The organism is Enterobacter dykesii, assembly GCF_008364625.2.
GTDB classification, from domain to species: Bacteria; Pseudomonadota; Gammaproteobacteria; order Enterobacterales; family Enterobacteriaceae; genus Enterobacter; species Enterobacter dykesii.
In genome coordinates, this window is sequence record NZ_CP126604.1 from 3,068,204 (window position 1) to 3,084,450 (window position 16,247).

14 protein-coding genes are annotated in these 16,247 nt (G+C 55.7%); 7 read left to right on the top strand and 7 right to left on the bottom strand.

Annotated elements, in window-relative coordinates:
* Positions 1–167: 167 nt before the first annotated feature.
* Together F0320_RS14645 and yieE are read right to left on the bottom strand one after the other, a co-directional pair.
* On the bottom strand, positions 168–1,637 hold the full coding sequence (locus tag F0320_RS14645; protein WP_047652522.1) for an amino acid permease: 1,470 nt from the start codon (positions 1,635–1,637) through the stop codon (positions 168–170).
* A gap of 169 nt (positions 1,638–1,806) precedes the next feature.
* A complete protein-coding gene (gene yieE, locus F0320_RS14650; RefSeq protein WP_024908171.1) occupies positions 1,807–2,673 on the bottom strand; it encodes a DNA-binding transcriptional regulator YeiE in 867 nt (288 codons plus the stop codon).
* Positions 2,674–2,770: 97 nt separating this feature from the next.
* Between yieE and F0320_RS14655 the strand changes: the two genes are divergently transcribed.
* Together F0320_RS14655 and nfo are read left to right on the top strand one after the other, a co-directional pair.
* Positions 2,771–3,817: a YeiH family protein gene (locus tag F0320_RS14655; protein ID WP_033146035.1), complete on the top strand. Its 1,047-nt coding sequence runs from the start codon at positions 2,771–2,773 to the stop codon at positions 3,815–3,817.
* 64 nt (positions 3,818–3,881) lie between these two features.
* The gene (nfo, locus tag F0320_RS14660) at positions 3,882–4,739 is read left to right on the top strand and encodes a deoxyribonuclease IV (RefSeq protein ID WP_126330798.1); all 858 of its coding nucleotides are present in this window, start codon (positions 3,882–3,884) and stop codon (positions 4,737–4,739) included.
* Positions 4,740–4,786: 47 nt separating this feature from the next.
* On the opposite strand, the gene fruA is transcribed toward nfo, so the two are convergent.
* From fruA to fruB, 3 genes are read right to left on the bottom strand one after another with little or no spacing between them, the layout of a single operon-like run.
* Positions 4,787–6,472: a PTS fructose transporter subunit IIBC gene (fruA, locus tag F0320_RS14665; protein WP_126330799.1), complete on the bottom strand. Its 1,686-nt coding sequence runs from the start codon at positions 6,470–6,472 to the stop codon at positions 4,787–4,789.
* Between the two features lie 16 nt (positions 6,473–6,488).
* Positions 6,489–7,427: a 1-phosphofructokinase gene (gene fruK, locus F0320_RS14670; protein WP_008500936.1), complete on the bottom strand. Its 939-nt coding sequence runs from the start codon at positions 7,425–7,427 to the stop codon at positions 6,489–6,491.
* Positions 7,427–8,557: a fused PTS fructose transporter subunit IIA/HPr protein gene (gene fruB / locus F0320_RS14675; protein WP_126330801.1), complete on the bottom strand. Its 1,131-nt coding sequence runs from the start codon at positions 8,555–8,557 to the stop codon at positions 7,427–7,429. The genes fruK and fruB overlap by 1 nt, the downstream gene beginning before the upstream one ends.
* 360 nt (positions 8,558–8,917) lie before the next feature.
* Between fruB and setB the strand changes: the two genes are divergently transcribed.
* A complete protein-coding gene (gene setB / locus F0320_RS14680; protein WP_047652528.1) occupies positions 8,918–10,099 on the top strand; it encodes a sugar efflux transporter SetB in 1,182 nt (393 codons plus the stop codon).
* Here the strand turns inward: setB and F0320_RS14685 are convergent.
* Positions 10,096–10,350 carry a zinc/iron-chelating domain-containing protein gene (locus F0320_RS14685; protein WP_047652737.1) on the bottom strand — a complete coding sequence of 85 codons (255 nt, stop codon included), beginning with the start codon at positions 10,348–10,350 and terminating at the stop codon, positions 10,096–10,098. The genes setB and F0320_RS14685 overlap by 4 nt on opposite strands.
* A gap of 164 nt (positions 10,351–10,514) precedes the next feature.
* Between F0320_RS14685 and yeiP the strand changes: the two genes are divergently transcribed.
* Positions 10,515–11,087, top strand: a complete 573-nt coding sequence (gene yeiP, locus F0320_RS14690; protein ID WP_008500940.1) for an elongation factor P-like protein YeiP — start codon at positions 10,515–10,517, stop codon at positions 11,085–11,087.
* A gap of 34 nt (positions 11,088–11,121) precedes the next feature.
* Here yeiP and uxuA read toward each other — a convergent pair whose 3' ends face one another.
* Positions 11,122–12,312: a mannonate dehydratase gene (gene uxuA / locus F0320_RS14695; protein ID WP_126330803.1), complete on the bottom strand. Its 1,191-nt coding sequence runs from the start codon at positions 12,310–12,312 to the stop codon at positions 11,122–11,124.
* Positions 12,313–12,517: 205 nt separating this feature from the next.
* Between uxuA and F0320_RS14700 the strand changes: the two genes are divergently transcribed.
* The 3 genes from F0320_RS14700 (at position 12,518) to F0320_RS14710 (ending at position 15,842) form a co-directional block, all read left to right on the top strand.
* A complete protein-coding gene (locus F0320_RS14700; RefSeq protein ID WP_126330805.1) occupies positions 12,518–13,984 on the top strand; it encodes a mannitol dehydrogenase family protein in 1,467 nt (488 codons plus the stop codon).
* A 124-nt stretch (positions 13,985–14,108) separates the two neighbouring features.
* Positions 14,109–15,095 carry a CobW family GTP-binding protein gene (locus F0320_RS14705; protein ID WP_126330807.1) on the top strand — a complete coding sequence of 329 codons (987 nt, stop codon included), beginning with the start codon at positions 14,109–14,111 and terminating at the stop codon, positions 15,093–15,095.
* A gap of 33 nt (positions 15,096–15,128) precedes the next feature.
* A complete protein-coding gene (locus tag F0320_RS14710) occupies positions 15,129–15,842 on the top strand; it encodes a phosphatase PAP2 family protein (RefSeq protein WP_185807268.1) in 714 nt (237 codons plus the stop codon).
* Positions 15,843–16,247 lie beyond the last annotated feature (405 nt).

Sequence of the window (16,247 nt, forward strand, 5' to 3'; positions counted from 1 at the left end):
TCCTTGCCGCCCACGTCTGCGGTGGGTCGGTGACACGCTTACTTTTGATAACGATAAAGCAAACGATAATTATTATCAATTAAATTGTTAAGAAATATATCTTTGTTTCAGGAGGCGGGCATAAAAAAACCCGCTCGAATGAGCGGGTTAAAAGAGAGGAAGTGCGGTTATTGTTTAAATCGTTCCGGGAATTCCATTTCACTGTAGCGAACGAAGTGTGTTCCTTTCGTCAGCTTGTAGCCAAACCAGATGACGAGGAACAGCGGAATACCAATGTAGGTCGCCGTCACGGCGCCCCAGTCAATGGTGTCCGCCAGGAACGCTTCATAGTTCTGTCCCAGCGTAATGATCAGGCACAGAATGAAGGCGAAAATAGGACCCAGTGGGAAGAAGCCGGAGCGATACGGCAGCGAGTTAATATCGTGTCCCTGTTTGACGAAACCGCGGCGGAAACGGTAGTGGCTAATGGCAATGCCCAGCCAGGCAATAAAGCCCGTCATCCCGGAGGTGTTAAGCAGCCACAGGTACACCGTCTGGTTGCCAAACATGGAGGTCAGGAAGCACAGGCCGGCAATGACCGTTGTGGCGTACAGCGCGTTACGCGGTACGCCGCCGCGGGACAGCTTCGCGAAGATACGCGGTGCTTTACCGTCGCATGCCAGCGTGTAGAGCATACGGGTGGACGCGTACATCCCGGAGTTACCGGCTGAAAGCACTGCGGTCAGGATAACGGCGTTCATCACTGCCGCGGCTGAAAGCAGACCAGCGTGCTGGAAGACCAGCGTGAACGGGCTGACGCTAATGTCTTTTACGTCATTACGCAGCAGGCTTGGATCGGTGTACGGGATGATCAGACTGATAATCAGGATCGCGAACACATAGAACAGCAGGATACGCCAGAATACCTGACGGACCGCACGCGGAATATTTTTCTCCGGGTTCTCTGACTCACCGGCGGCGATACCAATCAGCTCGGTCCCCTGGAAGGAGAAACCGACAATCATCGCCACGCCAATCATCGCCGAAAGGCCACCGGCAAACGGCGCATCGCCTATCGCCCAGTTACTCCAGCCCGCAGGTTCTGCGCCTTTGAAAATACCAACGATCATCGCCACACCGACGACGATAAAGATGATGACGGTTGCCACTTTGATCAAAGAGAACCAGTATTCCGCTTCGCCGAAACCGCGCACGGAGATGTAGTTCAGCAGGAAGATGACGGCGAGGAACAGGGCGCTCCAGATCCAGCCCGGCGTATCCGGGAACCACCAGTTCATCACCAGCTGTGCGGCGACAAGGTCAACGGCGATAGTGACCGCCCAGTTGTACCAGTAGTTCCAGCCCAGCGCGAAGCCGAAGCCTTCTTCAACGTATTTTTGACCGTAGGTCGAGAACGAACCGGATACCGGCATGTACGCGGCCAGTTCGCCGAGACTGGTCATCAGGAAGTACACCATCAGGCCAATCAGGATATAAGAGAAAAGTGCCCCACCCGGGCCTGCTGCCGAAATCGTTGCGCCAGAGGCAACGAAAAGACCTGTACCGATTGAGCCGCCAATGGCGATCATCGTCAGGTGACGCGCCTTGAGTTCACGACGTAGCGTGGGCGCTTCTGTGGTTTTAATTTCTGAAACCATATGAAAATGCTGTCCATTTAATAAATGAGGCGCGATTGTAGCAGACGATCCGCGTTCCTTCCGGCAGAAATACTCAGTTATAAGAGAGCTTCATGACTGGGCCAGGATTATAAGTAAAGCATAATTTTTCCCTCTCCCCTGTGGGGAGAGAGCCAGCATGAGGGGAAGATTACATCTCGCAATAGCGCAGAAAACGCTGCAGCGAGCTGGAAAGGTGTTTCTGACGATGATGGATACACCACAGCGTGCGCACCAGTTTCGGGAGCGGAACGGGAATTTCCACCAGCGACCCCGTCTCAAGCTGTTCGGCAATAACGCGCCGGGAAAGACAGCTGATCCCCAGGCCATGACGCACCGCGTGCTTGATAGCCTCAGAGTTCCCAAGCTCCATCCCTAACTGGAAATGCGGCAGATGGGAAAGCAGCAGATAATCGACAATTTCACGCGTGCCGGAGCCCTGCTCGCGCAGGATCCACTGCGCCTGCGCCAGCCGCTCCAGCGTCACCTCGCCCTGCAATAACGACGAGGCCGGGGACGCAAACACTACCAGCTCATCTTCCAGCCAGGGCTCGGCAATGATATCGACGTTATGACAGGGCCCTTCGATGAGGCCGATATCCACGCGGAAATCGATCACCGCGTTGATAACGTCCTGACTGTTACCCACGCTCATCTCCAGCGGCAGGGTCGGGAAATCACGGCGGTAGCGGGCAATCACTTCCGGCAGGATGTAGTTCCCAATGGTGCTGCTGGCGTAGACGCGGATTGCGCCGTTGTCTTCGCGGAACAGCTGTTCGATTTCGATAGCCTGCTCCAGCAGCGCCAGCGCGCGTGGATAAAGAAGACGACCGTGCTCGTTGACCACCAGACGCTTCCCTACCCTGTCAAAAAGCTGAACGCCCAGCTGTCCTTCAAGATCGGTCAACGCCGCGCTGACCGCAGACTGTGAGAGCGCCAGCATTTGTGACGCCTGGGTCGTCGAGCCGCTTTTCAGCACCTCGGCAAACACTTCCAGCTGACGCAATGTAATGTGCATGGTTGCTTACCACTTATATAGATTAATTATAAGTATATAATCAATTTTATTTTTAAGCCAGAGCACCGTAACCTTTAGCCAGACAAAGGAGAAGGTTATGTCAGAAATCACCTTACAACATCATCGTACAGTGTGGCACTTCGTGCCGGGTCTTGCGCTCAGCGCAGCAGTGACCGCCGTCGCGCTATGGGGCGGCAGCATCCCGGCTATCGCGGGCGCCGGTTTTAGCGCGTTGACGCTGGCCATTTTGCTGGGCATGGTCGTGGGGAATACCGTTTACCCGCATATCTGGAAATCCTGCGACGGGGGCGTCATTTTCGCCAAACAACATTTATTGCGTCTCGGCATTATCCTTTACGGCTTCCGTCTCACCTTTTCGCAGATTGCGGATGTGGGTGTCAGCGGAATCGCTATCGACGTCCTGACCCTGACCAGCACCTTTTTGCTGGCCTGCTTTATCGGCCAGAAAGTCTTTGGCCTGGATAAGCAAACCAGCTGGCTGATCGGTGCCGGGAGCAGTATCTGTGGGGCCGCGGCGGTACTGGCAACGGAACCCGTTGTTAAAGCCGAAGCCAGCAAGGTGACCGTGGCGGTGGCGACGGTGGTGATCTTCGGTACGCTGGCGATCTTCCTCTACCCGGCGATGTATCCGCTGGTTGCCCACTGGTTCAGCCCGGAAACCTACGGCATCTATATCGGTTCGACCATGCACGAAGTGGCCCAGGTGGTGGCGGCAGGACATGCCATTAACCCGGAAGCTGAAAACGCGGCGGTGATTGCCAAAATGCTGCGCGTGATGATGCTGGCACCGTTCCTGATTTTCCTCGCGGCGCGGGTTAAGCAGCTGGCACCGGCAGGCGGCAGCGAGAAAAGCAAAATCACCATTCCGTGGTTTGCGATCCTGTTCATCGTGGTCGCTATCTTTAACTCCTTCCACCTGCTGCCGAAAGCGGTGGTGGATATGCTGGTGACGCTGGATACCGTGCTGCTGGCGATGGCCATGGCGGCGCTGGGGGTGACCACACACGTCAGCGCGCTGAAAAAAGCCGGGGCGAAACCGCTGCTGATGGCGCTGGTGCTCTTTATCTGGCTGATTGTCGGCGGCGGTGCCATTAACCTCGCGGTGCACAGCCTGATGGCATAAACCATCTCGTCCTTCTCCTGCTAACCCGCTATCATAAGCGTTTCGGGTTAGCAGGAGTTTTTTTATGAAATATGTTGGAGCGCACGTCAGCGCTGCAGGTGGCCTTGCGAATGCCGCCATTCGCGCCGCCGAAATCGAGGCGACCGCTTTCGCCCTGTTCACCAAAAACCAGCGCCAGTGGCGCGCCGCACCGCTCACCGCTGACGTGATTGATGATTTCAAAGCCGCCTGTGAGAAGTACCACTACGGGCCAGGCCAAATCCTTCCCCACGACAGTTACCTCATCAACCTCGGGCATCCTGTTGAAGAGGCGCTGGAAAAATCCCGCGAGGCGTTTCTTGATGAAGTACAGCGCTGCGAACAGCTGGGACTGACGCTGCTGAACTTCCATCCGGGCAGCCATCTGCTGCAAATCGATGAAGATGCCTGCCTGGCGCGCATTGCCGAGTCCATCAACATCACGCTGGACAAGACCAAAGGTGTCACCGCGGTAATAGAGAATACCGCCGGTCAGGGCAGTAACCTCGGCTTTAAGTTTGAACATCTGGCGGCGATTATCGACGGCGTGGAGGATAAATCCCGCGTCGGCGTGTGCATTGATACCTGCCACGCGTTTGCGGCCGGGTATGACCTGCGCACCACCGAGGCAACGAAAAACACGTTTGATGAGTTCGAGCGCATCGTGGGCTTTCAGTACCTGCGCGGCATGCACTTAAACGATGCGAAAAGCGCCTTTGGCAGCCGCGTTGACCGCCACCACAGCCTGGGCGAAGGCAATATTGGCCATGATGCGTTCCGCTTCATTATGCAGGACGCCCGCTTCGACGGTATCCCGATGGTGCTGGAAACCATCAATCCGGACATCTGGGCAGAAGAGATTGCCTGGCTGAAGGCACAGCAAACCGCTGAACAGGCGGCATAAAAAAAGCCGGGCGCATAATGCACCCGGCTTTTTTGTCACGTTAACCCTTAGGCTACTTTCGCAACCGCTTCTGCTTCAGGGCGCTTCAACACCGCATAAGACAGACCAGCCACCAGCGTACCCGCGATAATCGCCAGCAGGTAGCCCAGTACCGGCGTGATAGCGCCAGGGATCAGCAGCACGAACAGACCGCCGTGTGGTGCCATCAGTTTTGCGCCAATCGCCATGGAGATCGCCCCGGTCACTGCACCACCCGCGATACAGCACGGCAGCACACGCATTGGGTCACGCGCCGCGAACGGAATCGCCCCTTCGGTGATGAAGCACAGACCCAGCACCAGCGCGGCTTTACCGCCTTCCTGCTGCGCTTTATCGAACTTACGACGGGCAATAATCGTCGCCAGGCCGAGCGCCAGAGGAGGCACCATACCTGCCGCCATGATCGCTGCCATCGGTGCGTAGGTTTGAGTACTCAGCAGGCCAACACCAAAGGCGTACGCCGCTTTGTTCACCGGACCACCCATGTCGGTACACATCATGCCGCCGAGGATTGCGCCCAGCAGAACCGCGTTCGCGGTACCCATGGTTTGCAGCCAGTGGGTCAGACCCGCCAGGATGCCCGCAACTGGCTTACCAATCAGGTAAATCATCGCCAGACCGACCACCAGGCTGGAAATCAGCGGGATGATCAGAATCGGCTTCAGCGCTTCCATACTCTGAGGCAGCTTGAGCTTCGAGCTGATGAGCTTCGCGACGTAACCGGCCAGGAAGCCCGCGATAATACCGCCGATAAAGCCAGAACCGGTGCTCACGGCCAGCATACCGCCGATAAGACCCGGCGTCAGGCCTGGACGGTCAGCGATGGAGAAGGCAATAAAGCCTGCCAGTACCGGCACCATCAGGGCGAACGCGGAACCGCCGCCGATCTGCATCAGCGCAGCGGCCAGCGTGCCTTGCTCTTTAAACGCGGTAATACCAAATGCGAACGAGAGGGCAATACACAGACCGCCCGCAACCACCATCGGCAGCATGTAAGACACGCCGGTCAACAGATGGCGATATGCGCCTGCAGACTCTTTCTTACCTTCCGTCGCAGTTTGACGCGCGCCGGTTGCCTGATACGGCTTCGCTTCCACTAGCGCTTTATCAAACTCCTGCGCGGTCTTTTTCAGCGCCAGGCCGGTAGACGTGCGGTACATTGGCTTACCGGCAAATTTCGCCAGGTCCACTTCGATATCCGCCGCCACGATCACCAGATCGGCCTCAACCACTTCTTCAGGGGTGATAGCGTTGCCGGCACCGACGGAGCCGCGCGTTTCAACTTTAACCCACCAGCCGCGTTTTTTCGCTTCGGTTTCGATGGCTTCAGCTGCCATAAAGGTGTGAGCCACGCCCGTCGGGCAGGCCGTCACCGCGACAACGCGTTTCGGACCGGTGGCCGCAGCCGGTGCCGTCGCGACAGGCGCGCTGTAGACAGACGCGTGCCCTTTCGCTTCGCTCAGGAACAGTTCCGGATGTGCCACCGCGCGATTAATATCGCCCAGCCACACTTTTTTGCCGTTCAGCGCACTGTCAGCCGGGATCTTATCGCCCAGGACAATGGCCAGTTCTGCATCGCCTGGATTATCGATAATCTCCAGATGTGCTTTTTGTGCCGCCGCGCCCAGCAAGGTCTTCGCCATATAGGCGCGAGCCTGTCCGAGACCGGAGTCAATGATCAGCAGCGTTTTCATTATTCCTCTCCTGCTGTTAGTTAAAAGGTTTTAAGTCAACGCGCGCCATCATCGCGGCTAACTGGGTACGATCGGTAATACCGACATTGCTCTGGCTGACGGCCAGGGCAGCAACGGCAGTGGCAAGACGTAAGGTATGTTCACTGGATTCCCGCATCAGCAGACCATAAATCAGGCCGCCAACCATGGAATCCCCTGCGCCAACGGTACTCACAACTTCCATTGACGGCGGTTTGGCGATCCATTCGCCAGACGCGTTAACCCACAGCGCGCCTTCTGCACCAAGCGAGATCACCACGTGAGCGATACCCTGCTCGCGCAGCGCATGGGCAGCGTCAATAACATCTTTTAATTCCGGCAGCTTACGACCCGCCCAGATCTCCAGCTCGCGGCGATTCGGCTTAACCAGCCACGGCGAGGCTTTCAGACCGGCAACCAGCGCGTCGCGGCTGCTGTCAAAAATAATGCACGGGCACTGGCTGCGCAGGCGCGTCATCCAGTCGGTAAACGCTTCCGGGCTCACGCCGGACGGCAGGCTGCCGCTTACGCAGACCATGTCAAACTGACCAAGCCAGGTCAGAGAGTCGTTAACAAAACGCTCCCAGTCTGACGGCGTTACTTCGAAGCCAGAGAAGTTCAGATCGGTCACTTCACCGTCTTTCTCCGTCAGCTTAACGTTGATGCGGGTGCGGCCCTGAACAACCTGAAAACGGTTGGCAATGCCCAGCTCGCTGAACAGCTGCTGGAAACCATCCTGGTTATCTTTACCGAGGAATCCACCCACGGTGACATCGATACCGAGATCCTTGAGCACTTTCGCGACGTTAATCCCTTTGCCCGCAGCATGCAGGCCAGTGGTACGCACGAGGTTGACTTCGCCGCGCTCAATTTCCGGGCAAAATCCTACCAGGTCATAAGCCGGGTTCAGCGTAATAGTCGCAACACGTCTGCTCATTATGCGCCCTCCCCCAGACCAGCCGCGATGGCATCGCCAATCGCTTTCAGCGCCTGTTCAGCATCGGCACCCTGCGCGGTGAAGCGCAGACGGTGGCCTTTCTTCACGCCCAGCGCGACAACTTTCATCAGACTACGGCCGTTGGCCGGTTTGCCCGTGCCGTCAAGATTCGCCACGGTGATCTCACTTTCGAATTGTTTAATGGTATTCACCAGCATGGTGCCCGGACGGGCATGCAGGCCGTGCTCGTTACGTACCACGAACTCCGCGGTCTGCACGTCTTCAGTCGGCGCATCATCACTGGTAAGCAGTGCCAGCACGGTGGAGGCATCAGCGTTCAGCAGTTTTTCAGCTTTGTTGTTCAGCAGTAGATCGCCCAGACGCTTCAGCACGGAAACCGGCTGCTCATCGTTCATTGCCACGGTCACCAGCATGGCCGCACGCTCGCCTTCCACGTCAAACGCATTGGCCGCGCGGCTCACGGCGATAGCGCTGCGCAGGTTGCCTTCAGCACTGTCGTTCAGCCAGATACCCTGACCCAGATTCAATGGCTTATCGTTAATCACGCGCGTCACAAAGGTGGCATCCGCCGCGCCGGCTTCTTTCAGACGACCCGCGTTCAGCGCCTGCAGCGTTACCAGATCGGAGGCAATCACGTCCAGCGTCAGCGTTTCATTGTCCAGCTTCAGCGCTTCGCTCTGTTTTTCTCCCATCAGCAGGGCGCGCAGCTCTTCAGCTGTGGTCGCGGACTTCAACTGTTCAGCCACATCGTCATCGCTCAGGACATGCGTCAGCTGACGCAGCAGGCCTAAGTGTTCATCGCTGCTGGCCGCGATACCGATAGCCACATACGCCACCTGACCGTCGCCCCAGAGCACGCCCTGCGGGAACTGATAAACCTGAACGCCGGTTTTCAGCACCTGATCGCGGGTGTCGGTTGTGCCGTGCGGAATGGCAATGCCATTACCGAGGAAGGTTGAGGTCTGCTGCTCGCGAGCCAGCATTCCGTTTACATAGCCGTCCGCGACGTTACCCGCCTGCACAAGCGCAGCGGCAACCTGGCGAATAGCCTCTTCTTTATCCCCGGCCTGAGCGCCCGGGTGGATATCCTGAACAGATAACTGGAACATGGTTCTCCACTCCTGCTGAACTTGAATCGTTTCAGCTTTAATGAGAAAAAATGCGCTAGCCTGCTCCGTTTGTTAAAACAAGATAGCGCTGAAACGTTTCAAAAAGTCTTGCGCTTTCTGCAATGTCTTGCAAGTAAACTCGTATTTCCGATATCAGAATTTAGAGATGCAGCACATTTCTTCTTCGTTCAGCTGAATTTTGCTGAAGTTCAGCAAGACAGTTTCAGCTAAGTTCAGCCGGGTGGGACGTAGTTGAAATGCCATTTTGATTTTTCGTGGCATCATTGACCGTACCCACTGTTTATTTTTTAGCTGACGGCGTAAACTCCGCCCCTCTCTGCTACTCGCTAATTATAAAACATGCATAACACCCCTGCGGCCGTCTCGCCGAAGCCCTTTGATTTGACCTCAGCGGCATTCCTGATTGTTGCCTTCTTCACGGGCATTGCCGGTGCGTTACAGACGCCGACATTGAGCCTGTTTCTGACCAACGAGGTTCACGTCCGTCCAGCGATGGTGGGCTTCTTCTTTACCGGAAGCGCTATCATCGGCATCCTGGTCAGCCAGTTTCTGGCGGGGCGATCCGACAGAAAAGGCGATCGTAAAAGCCTGATCGTTTTCTGCTGTCTGCTCGGGGTCATGGCCTGCGTTTTATTTGCCTGGAACCGCAACTATTTCATTCTGCTCTTCGTCGGGGTTTTCCTGAGCAGCTTTGGCTCGACGGCGAACCCACAGCTGTTCGCCCTTGCCCGCGAACACGCCGACCATACCGGACGTGAAGCGGTGATGTTCAGCTCTGTCCTGCGTGCTCAGGTGTCGCTGGCATGGGTGATTGGCCCGCCGCTGGCTTACGCGCTGGCGATGGGTTTTGGTTTTACGGTGATGTACCTGAGCGCGGCCGTCGCGTTTGTGGTGTGCGGCGCGCTGGTGTGGTTCTTCCTGCCGTCCATGCGCAAAGAGGCGAAAGTGGCAACGGGCGTGCTGGAAGCGCCGCGCCGTAATCGCCGCGATGCCCTGCTCCTGTTCGCGATCTGCACGCTGATGTGGGGCACCAACAGCCTGTATATCATCAATATGCCGCTGTTTATTATTGATGAACTCCACCTGTCGGAGAAGCTGGCGGGCATCATGATGGGCACCGCGGCCGGGCTTGAGATCCCGACGATGCTCATCGCGGGCTATTACGCAAAGCGCTTCGGAAAGCGTTTTTTAATGCGCATCGCCGCTGTCGCCGGTCTGCTGTTCTATATCGGTATGCTGACGGTACATACGCCAGCGCTGCTGCTGGCTTTACAGCTGCTGAACGCCATCTACATTGGCATTCTCGCCGGGATAGGCATGCTCTATTTCCAGGATTTGATGCCGGGCCAGGCAGGCTCAGCCACCACCCTTTATACTAATACCACCCGCGTGGGCTGGATTATCGCGGGCTCAATGGCCGGTGTCGTTGCCGAAATCTGGAACTATCACACGGTTTTCTGGATTGCACTGGTGATGTGTACGTTGACGATCGGCTGTCTGGCGAGGATTAAAGACGTTTAGGGTGCGGTGAGTGCTTCCAGCTCAAGAAGGTACGTCATCGCCTGCCCTCGCGTGCTGCCGCACATTTCGGCAGTGGGCTGAAGCCCGGAGCAGACCTTCGGGCGCAGCGGCGATCCAAAGATCATGCACAGATTCGTTTCCGAGAGCTGAACGCAGCGGGTATTGGCAGGCTTGCCCCCCGGCATTCCTGGAATGGGGCTTGAAATGGACGGTGCAGTACAGCACGCGCCACAATCGGGACGACAATCCATAAATGCTCTCTTTAGCTGACGATGGCCCGCGCAGTCGGGCATCGCGCGCACAGTAACACCTTTTGCGTATTGATAGCAAAAGCCACGAATTCCTCTTGCCTGAAAGGCCGCGCGCGAGTAATTTGGCGCGATATTTTTTACCTCCCGTAAACAGGATTACTGCAATGCCAAGAGCGAACGAAATTAAGAAAGGTATGGTGCTGAATTACAACGGCAAACTGCTGATTGTGAAAGATATCGACATTCAGGCACCAAGCGCCCGTGGTGCAGCAACGCTGTACAAAATGCGTTTCGCCGATGTGCGTACTGGCCTGAAGGTGGAAGAGCGCTTTAAAGGTGACGACATCGTCGATACCGTGACCCTGACCCGTCGCTACGTTGATTTCTCCTACATCGACGGCAACGAATACGTGTTCATGGACAAAGAAGATTACACCCCGTACATCTTCACCAAAGACCAGATTGAAGAAGAGCTGCTGTTCATCCCTGAAGGCGGCATGCCTGACATGCAGGTCCTCACCTGGGACGGCGTGCTGCTGGCGCTGGAGCTGCCGCAGACCGTCGATCTGGAAATCGTGGAAACCGCACCCGGCATCAAAGGCGCATCCGCAAGTGCGCGCAACAAACCGGCTACCCTAACCACCGGCCTGGTTGTGCAGGTGCCTGAATACCTCTCCGCTGGCGAGAAGATCCGCATCCATATTGAAGAAAAACGCTATATGGGTCGCGCTGACTAACACAAAAAACCCGGCTTTACGCCGGGTTTTTCTTTTACAGCAATTCAGGATACTTCGTCATCTTCAGCGCCAGCTCAACGCCGCGCACTTCCGCCATCCCTTTAAGACGGCCAATCGCCGAATAGCCCGGGTTGGTTTTCTTACGCAGATCGTCCAGCATCTGGTGGCCGTGATCCGGACGGAACGGAATAGGACGCACGTCGCCCGCCTGCTTGCGACGCGCCTCTTCCGCCAGAATGGCGTCTACCACCGCTACCATATTCACATCGCCGCCCAGGTGCGCCGCCTCGTGGAAGGTTTTTGGATTATCCTCACGGCAGGTCGCACGCAAGTGCGTAAAGTGAATGCGATCGCCAAAGGTTTCAATCATCCGCACCAGGTCGTTATCCGCACGCACGCCGTAGGAGCCGGTACACATGGTGAAGCCGTTATAGATGCTGTTTACCGTCTCTTTCAGCCACTGCATATCTTCAATAGTGGAAACAATACGCGGCAGACCGAGTATAGGACGCGGTGGATCGTCCGGGTGTACCGCGAGGCGTACACCTGCCTCTTCAGCAACCGGCACGATAGCGCGCAGGAAGTACGCCATGTTTTCACGCAGCTGCTGCTTATCAATATCGCCGTATTCCGCCAGGCGCGCGCGGAACTGATCCAGCGTATAACCCTCTTCAGCCCCCGGCAGGCCCGCAATAATATTACGGGTCAGCTTTTCGATGTCTGCGTCACTGGCGGCGTTAAACCACGCGTGCGCCTGCTGCTGCTCTTCCGCGGTGTAATCCGCGTCGGCGTCAGGACGTTTCAGAATGTGCAGCTCAAACGCCGCGAAGGCGATCTGGTCGAAACGCAGCGCTTTCGAGCCGTCCGGCATCTGGTATTCAAGGTCGGTACGCGTCCAGTCCAGAATAGGCATGAAGTTATAGCAAACCGTATCAATGCCGCAGGCTGCCAGGTTACGAATGCTCTGCTGATAGTTAGCAATCCAGGTCTGATACTCCCCGGAATGGGTTTTGATGTCTTCGTGAACCGGGATGCTCTCCACCACAGACCAGGTTAACCCCTTCTCCGCCAGCAGCGCCTGACGCTGTTGAATTTCTTCAACCGGCCATACCTGACCGTTAGGAATATAATGCAGCGCCGTGACGACACCCGTTGCGCCAGCCTGGCGCACATCATCAAGAGAAACCGGATCGTTCGGCCCGTACCAACGCCAGGTTTGTTCCATTGCCTCACCCTCTTAAGTTGTTATACCAATATGTGTTACTGCAATGACGACTACCATACATGTTTGCCGCTAAGGGTCAACATACCGCCACACATTGATTGATCAAACTCACAGAACGTGGATATTTACGGCTCACCAATTTTATTTGCTGTCATATAACTTTACACTGGCATTGTTAATTAATGGTTAATCAGGTGTATATCACATGAAGACAATTGCCTCCACAGCCCTTCCTGCTCAGGTTCAGCAGCCGCGCTACGATCGTCAGCAACTGCGCTCTCGCATCGTCCATTTTGGCTTTGGCGCGTTTCACCGTGCGCACCAGGCATTGTTAACAAATCGGGTACTGAATGAAAAAGGCGGCGACTGGGGTATTTGTGAGATTAGCCTTTTCAGCGGCGATGTGCTGATGAGCCAGCTGCGCGCACAGGATCATCTGTTCACCGTGCTGGAGAAAGGGGCAGAAGGAAATGAGGCGATTATCGTCGGTGCCGTCCATGAATGCCTGAACGCAAAACTGGACTCCCTGCCCGCCATTATTGAGAAATTTTGCGAGCCTCAGGTCGCGATCGTGTCGCTCACCATCACGGAGAAAGGCTATTGCATCGATCCCGCGACCGGGAAACTCGATCTGCACAACGCCCGGATTATCCATGACCTTGAAAATCCATCAGAGCCACATTCCGCACCCGGGATCCTTGTCGAAGCGCTTCACCGCCGCCGCGAGCGCGGTTTGCCTGCGTTTACCGTGCTCTCCTGCGACAATATCCCCGATAATGGGCACGTGGTGAAAAACGCAGTGCTGGGCATGGCGCAAAAGCGTTCTGCAGCGCTGTCTGAATGGATTGACAGCCACGTGAGCTTCCCGGGAACGATGGTCGACAGAATTGTTCCCGCCGCGACGGAAGCCTCGCTGGCGGAAATCACCGACGCGCTCGGCGTGGAAGATCCGTGCGCCATCAGCTGTGAACCGTTTATTCAGTGGGTGGTGGAAGATAATTTTGTCGCCGGCCGTCCGGAGTGGGAAGTCGCGGGCGTTCAGATGGTGCAGGATGTTCTGCCGTGGGAGCAGATGAAATTGCGCATGCTCAACGGCAGCCACTCTTTCCTGGCGTATCTGGGGTATCTCGCGGGCTACACCCATATTAATGAATGCATGGAGGACGCTGCGTTCCGCGAAGCCGCCCGTCGGCTGATGCTGAACGAGCAGGCCCCCACATTACGCATTAAGGATGTCGACCTCACCGCCTACGCCGATAGCCTGCTCGAGCGCTTTGCCAACCCGGCGCTCCAGCATCGAACCTGGCAAATCGCGATGGACGGTAGCCAGAAGCTTCCGCAAAGAATGCTGGACGGGATCCGCGTTCATCTCGAGCGAAAAACACCGTGGTCGCTGCTGGCTCTGGGCGTGGCCGGCTGGATACGCTACGTCAGCGGTACCGACGACCGTGGCAACGCGATTGATGTTCGCGATCCCCTCAGCGATAAAATCCGCGCCATCGTCGACGCCAGCAGCGATGCCGACCGCGTTAACGCGCTGCTGGGGCTCAGCGAGGTCTTTGGTCACGATCTCGCACAAAACAGCGTCTTTGTGGAGGCTGTCAGCCAGGCATACCAGCGCATTATCCTCAACGGCGCACGTCAGGCTGTTATCGAAACGTTAAATATTTAACGATTATTGCGCTTAACGCGAACGGATGAAGCCTCCGTTCGCCCTCCCTCTTCTCACAGGTCACGTTTTTCGCCAGGATAAAGAGAATAGTGTTATAGCATCACCATTCTCATCTGGAGCGCACGTGACCAAAACCAACCTCATCACCGGTTTTCTCGGTAGCGGTAAAACCACCTCAATTCTCCACCTGCTGGCGAACAAAGATCCTGCCGAGAAATGGGCGGTGCTGGTCAATGAATTTGGCGAGGTGGGCATTGACGGCGCGTTACTGTCATCCAGCGGCGCGATGATTAAAGAGATCCCCGGCGGATGCATGTGCTGCGTCAATGGCCTGCCAATGCAGGTCGGGCTTAATACCCTGCTGCGTCAGGGCAAACCTGACCGCCTGCTGATTGAACCCACCGGGCTGGGTCACCCTAAGCAGATCCTCGATTTACTGACCGCCCCGGTTTACGAGCCGTGGATCGATCTGCGCGCCACCCTGTGCCTGCTCGATCCGCGTCAGCTTCTGGATGACAAAGCGGTGGCCAATGAGAACTTCCGCGATCAGCTCGCCTCGGCTGACGTTATTGTCGCAAATAAAGCAGATCGCGCCACGGCTGAAAGCCAGGCCGCACTGGACGCGTGGTGGCAACATTTCGGCGGCAACCGCACGCGGGTACAGGCCACCCAGGGGAATATTGATAGCGCCCTGCTTGACCTTCCTCGTCTGAACATGGTTGAACTTCCGGCCAGTGCGGAACATCAACATCGTCATTCGGTGAAACAGGGTTTAGCCGCTCTCAGCCTGCCGGAACATCAGCGCTGGCGTCGTAACCTGAACAGCGGCCAGGGATATCAGGCCTGCGGATGGATTTTTGATGCTGAAACCGTTTTCGACACTATTGGGATCCTGGAGTGGGCCCGACTTGCTCCCGTCGATCGCGTGAAAGGGATCATGCGCACCCCAGACGGGCTGGTGAGGATCAACCGTCAGGGTGACGATTTCTTTATTGAAACGCAGAATGTGGCGCCGCCTGACAGCCGAATAGAGTTAATTAGTGCGGTTAACGCCGACTGGAATGCCCTCCAGTCCAGCCTGTTGAGGATTCGTTTAAGTTCGGGGGGCTAACGTTGCCCCAGTTTTCACTCTATGCAGAACGTTATGACAACTCGATTTCCCCTGATATTACTGCTTAATGTCGCCGGTCTGGCGCTTTTCTTCTCCTGGTATATCCCGGCGGATCATGGTTTCTGGTTCCCGCTGGATTCTGCCATTTTTCACTTCTTCAACCAGGAACTGGTGAAGAGCAACGCGTTTCTTTGGCTGGTGGCAATTACCAACAACCGTGCCTTCGACGGCTTCTCGCTGCTGGCCATGGGTTGCCTGATGCTCTCTTTCTGGCTGAAAGAGGATAAAGCCGGGCGTCGGCGTATTCTCATTATCGGTCTGGTAATGCTGCTGTTTGCTGTCGTCATTAACCAACTGGCAACCGCGATTATTCCGGTTAAGCGTTCAAGCCCAACGCTATTCTTCACCGATATTTATCGCGTCAGCGAACTGCTGCATATTCCAACAAAAGATGCGTCGAAGGACAGTTTCCCCGGCGATCACGGTATGATGCTGCTTATTTTTTCCGCAATTATGCTTCGCTATTTCGGCAGAAAAGCCTTTTCCATAGCCCTGATTATTTTTGTGGTTTTTGCCTTCCCGCGCGTAATGATTGGCGCTCACTGGTTCACCGATATTGCCGTCGGTTCGCTCTCCGTGGCGCTGATTGCGCTGCCGTGGTGTTTGATGACCCCACTGAGCGACAGGATAATAGCGCTGTTCGATCGCTATCTTCCCGGCAGAGCGCAACAACAATTAAACAAATAACTAACCTAAATTAACGTGAGCTATCAGGGATCGACATGATCCCTGATAGCTCTCCCGCCAAGATCGTTTCTCACTGTCATATTCCTGTCATCACATTCATGATAAAAATGAATCAATTACGCGATTACGCGGCGGATCTGCCGGTATTTTGAGCATTTCCATGTTTTTACTTTCTGTATCACATTTTCTTATAAAAAAAAGGCTTTTTTTACTCGCATTACCCCAGGCAATCGGTTAATCTCGAACTCGTTTTGCCCCATAGAGATAATTATTTCAATGGCAAATAATTTTGTGCGCTGAGCCACAAATGTGACCAGAAAGAATTGTCTCAATGTGAACAGATAATTAGTCTCGTCACGTTTGGCATTTTTATAACGATATTTGTCGTTAAGGACTTCAAGGGAA

Excerpts from the sequence above, each read along its gene's own strand:
- yieE (WP_024908171.1), bottom strand. The coding sequence starts at position 2,673 with ATGCACATTACATTGCGTCAGCTGGAAGTGTTTGCCGAGGTGCTGAAA.
- F0320_RS14655 (WP_033146035.1), top strand. The coding sequence starts at position 2,771 with ATGTCAGAAATCACCTTACAACATCATCGTACAGTGTGGCACTTCGTG.
- F0320_RS14645 (WP_047652522.1), bottom strand. The coding sequence starts at position 1,637 with ATGGTTTCAGAAATTAAAACCACAGAAGCGCCCACGCTACGTCGTGAA.
- F0320_RS14685 (WP_047652737.1), bottom strand. The coding sequence starts at position 10,350 with ATGGATTGTCGTCCCGATTGTGGCGCGTGCTGTACTGCACCGTCCATT.
- fruA (WP_126330799.1), bottom strand. The coding sequence starts at position 6,472 with ATGAAAACGCTGCTGATCATTGACTCCGGTCTCGGACAGGCTCGCGCC.
- F0320_RS14700 (WP_126330805.1), top strand. The coding sequence starts at position 12,518 with ATGAAGACAATTGCCTCCACAGCCCTTCCTGCTCAGGTTCAGCAGCCG.
- setB (WP_047652528.1), top strand. The coding sequence starts at position 8,918 with ATGCATAACACCCCTGCGGCCGTCTCGCCGAAGCCCTTTGATTTGACC.
- nfo (WP_126330798.1), top strand. The coding sequence starts at position 3,882 with ATGAAATATGTTGGAGCGCACGTCAGCGCTGCAGGTGGCCTTGCGAAT.
- yeiP (WP_008500940.1), top strand. The coding sequence starts at position 10,515 with ATGCCAAGAGCGAACGAAATTAAGAAAGGTATGGTGCTGAATTACAAC.
- uxuA (WP_126330803.1), bottom strand. The coding sequence starts at position 12,312 with ATGGAACAAACCTGGCGTTGGTACGGGCCGAACGATCCGGTTTCTCTT.
- fruB (WP_126330801.1), bottom strand. The coding sequence starts at position 8,557 with ATGTTCCAGTTATCTGTTCAGGATATCCACCCGGGCGCTCAGGCCGGG.
- fruK (WP_008500936.1), bottom strand. The coding sequence starts at position 7,427 with ATGAGCAGACGTGTTGCGACTATTACGCTGAACCCGGCTTATGACCTG.
- F0320_RS14710 (WP_185807268.1), top strand. The coding sequence starts at position 15,129 with ATGACAACTCGATTTCCCCTGATATTACTGCTTAATGTCGCCGGTCTG.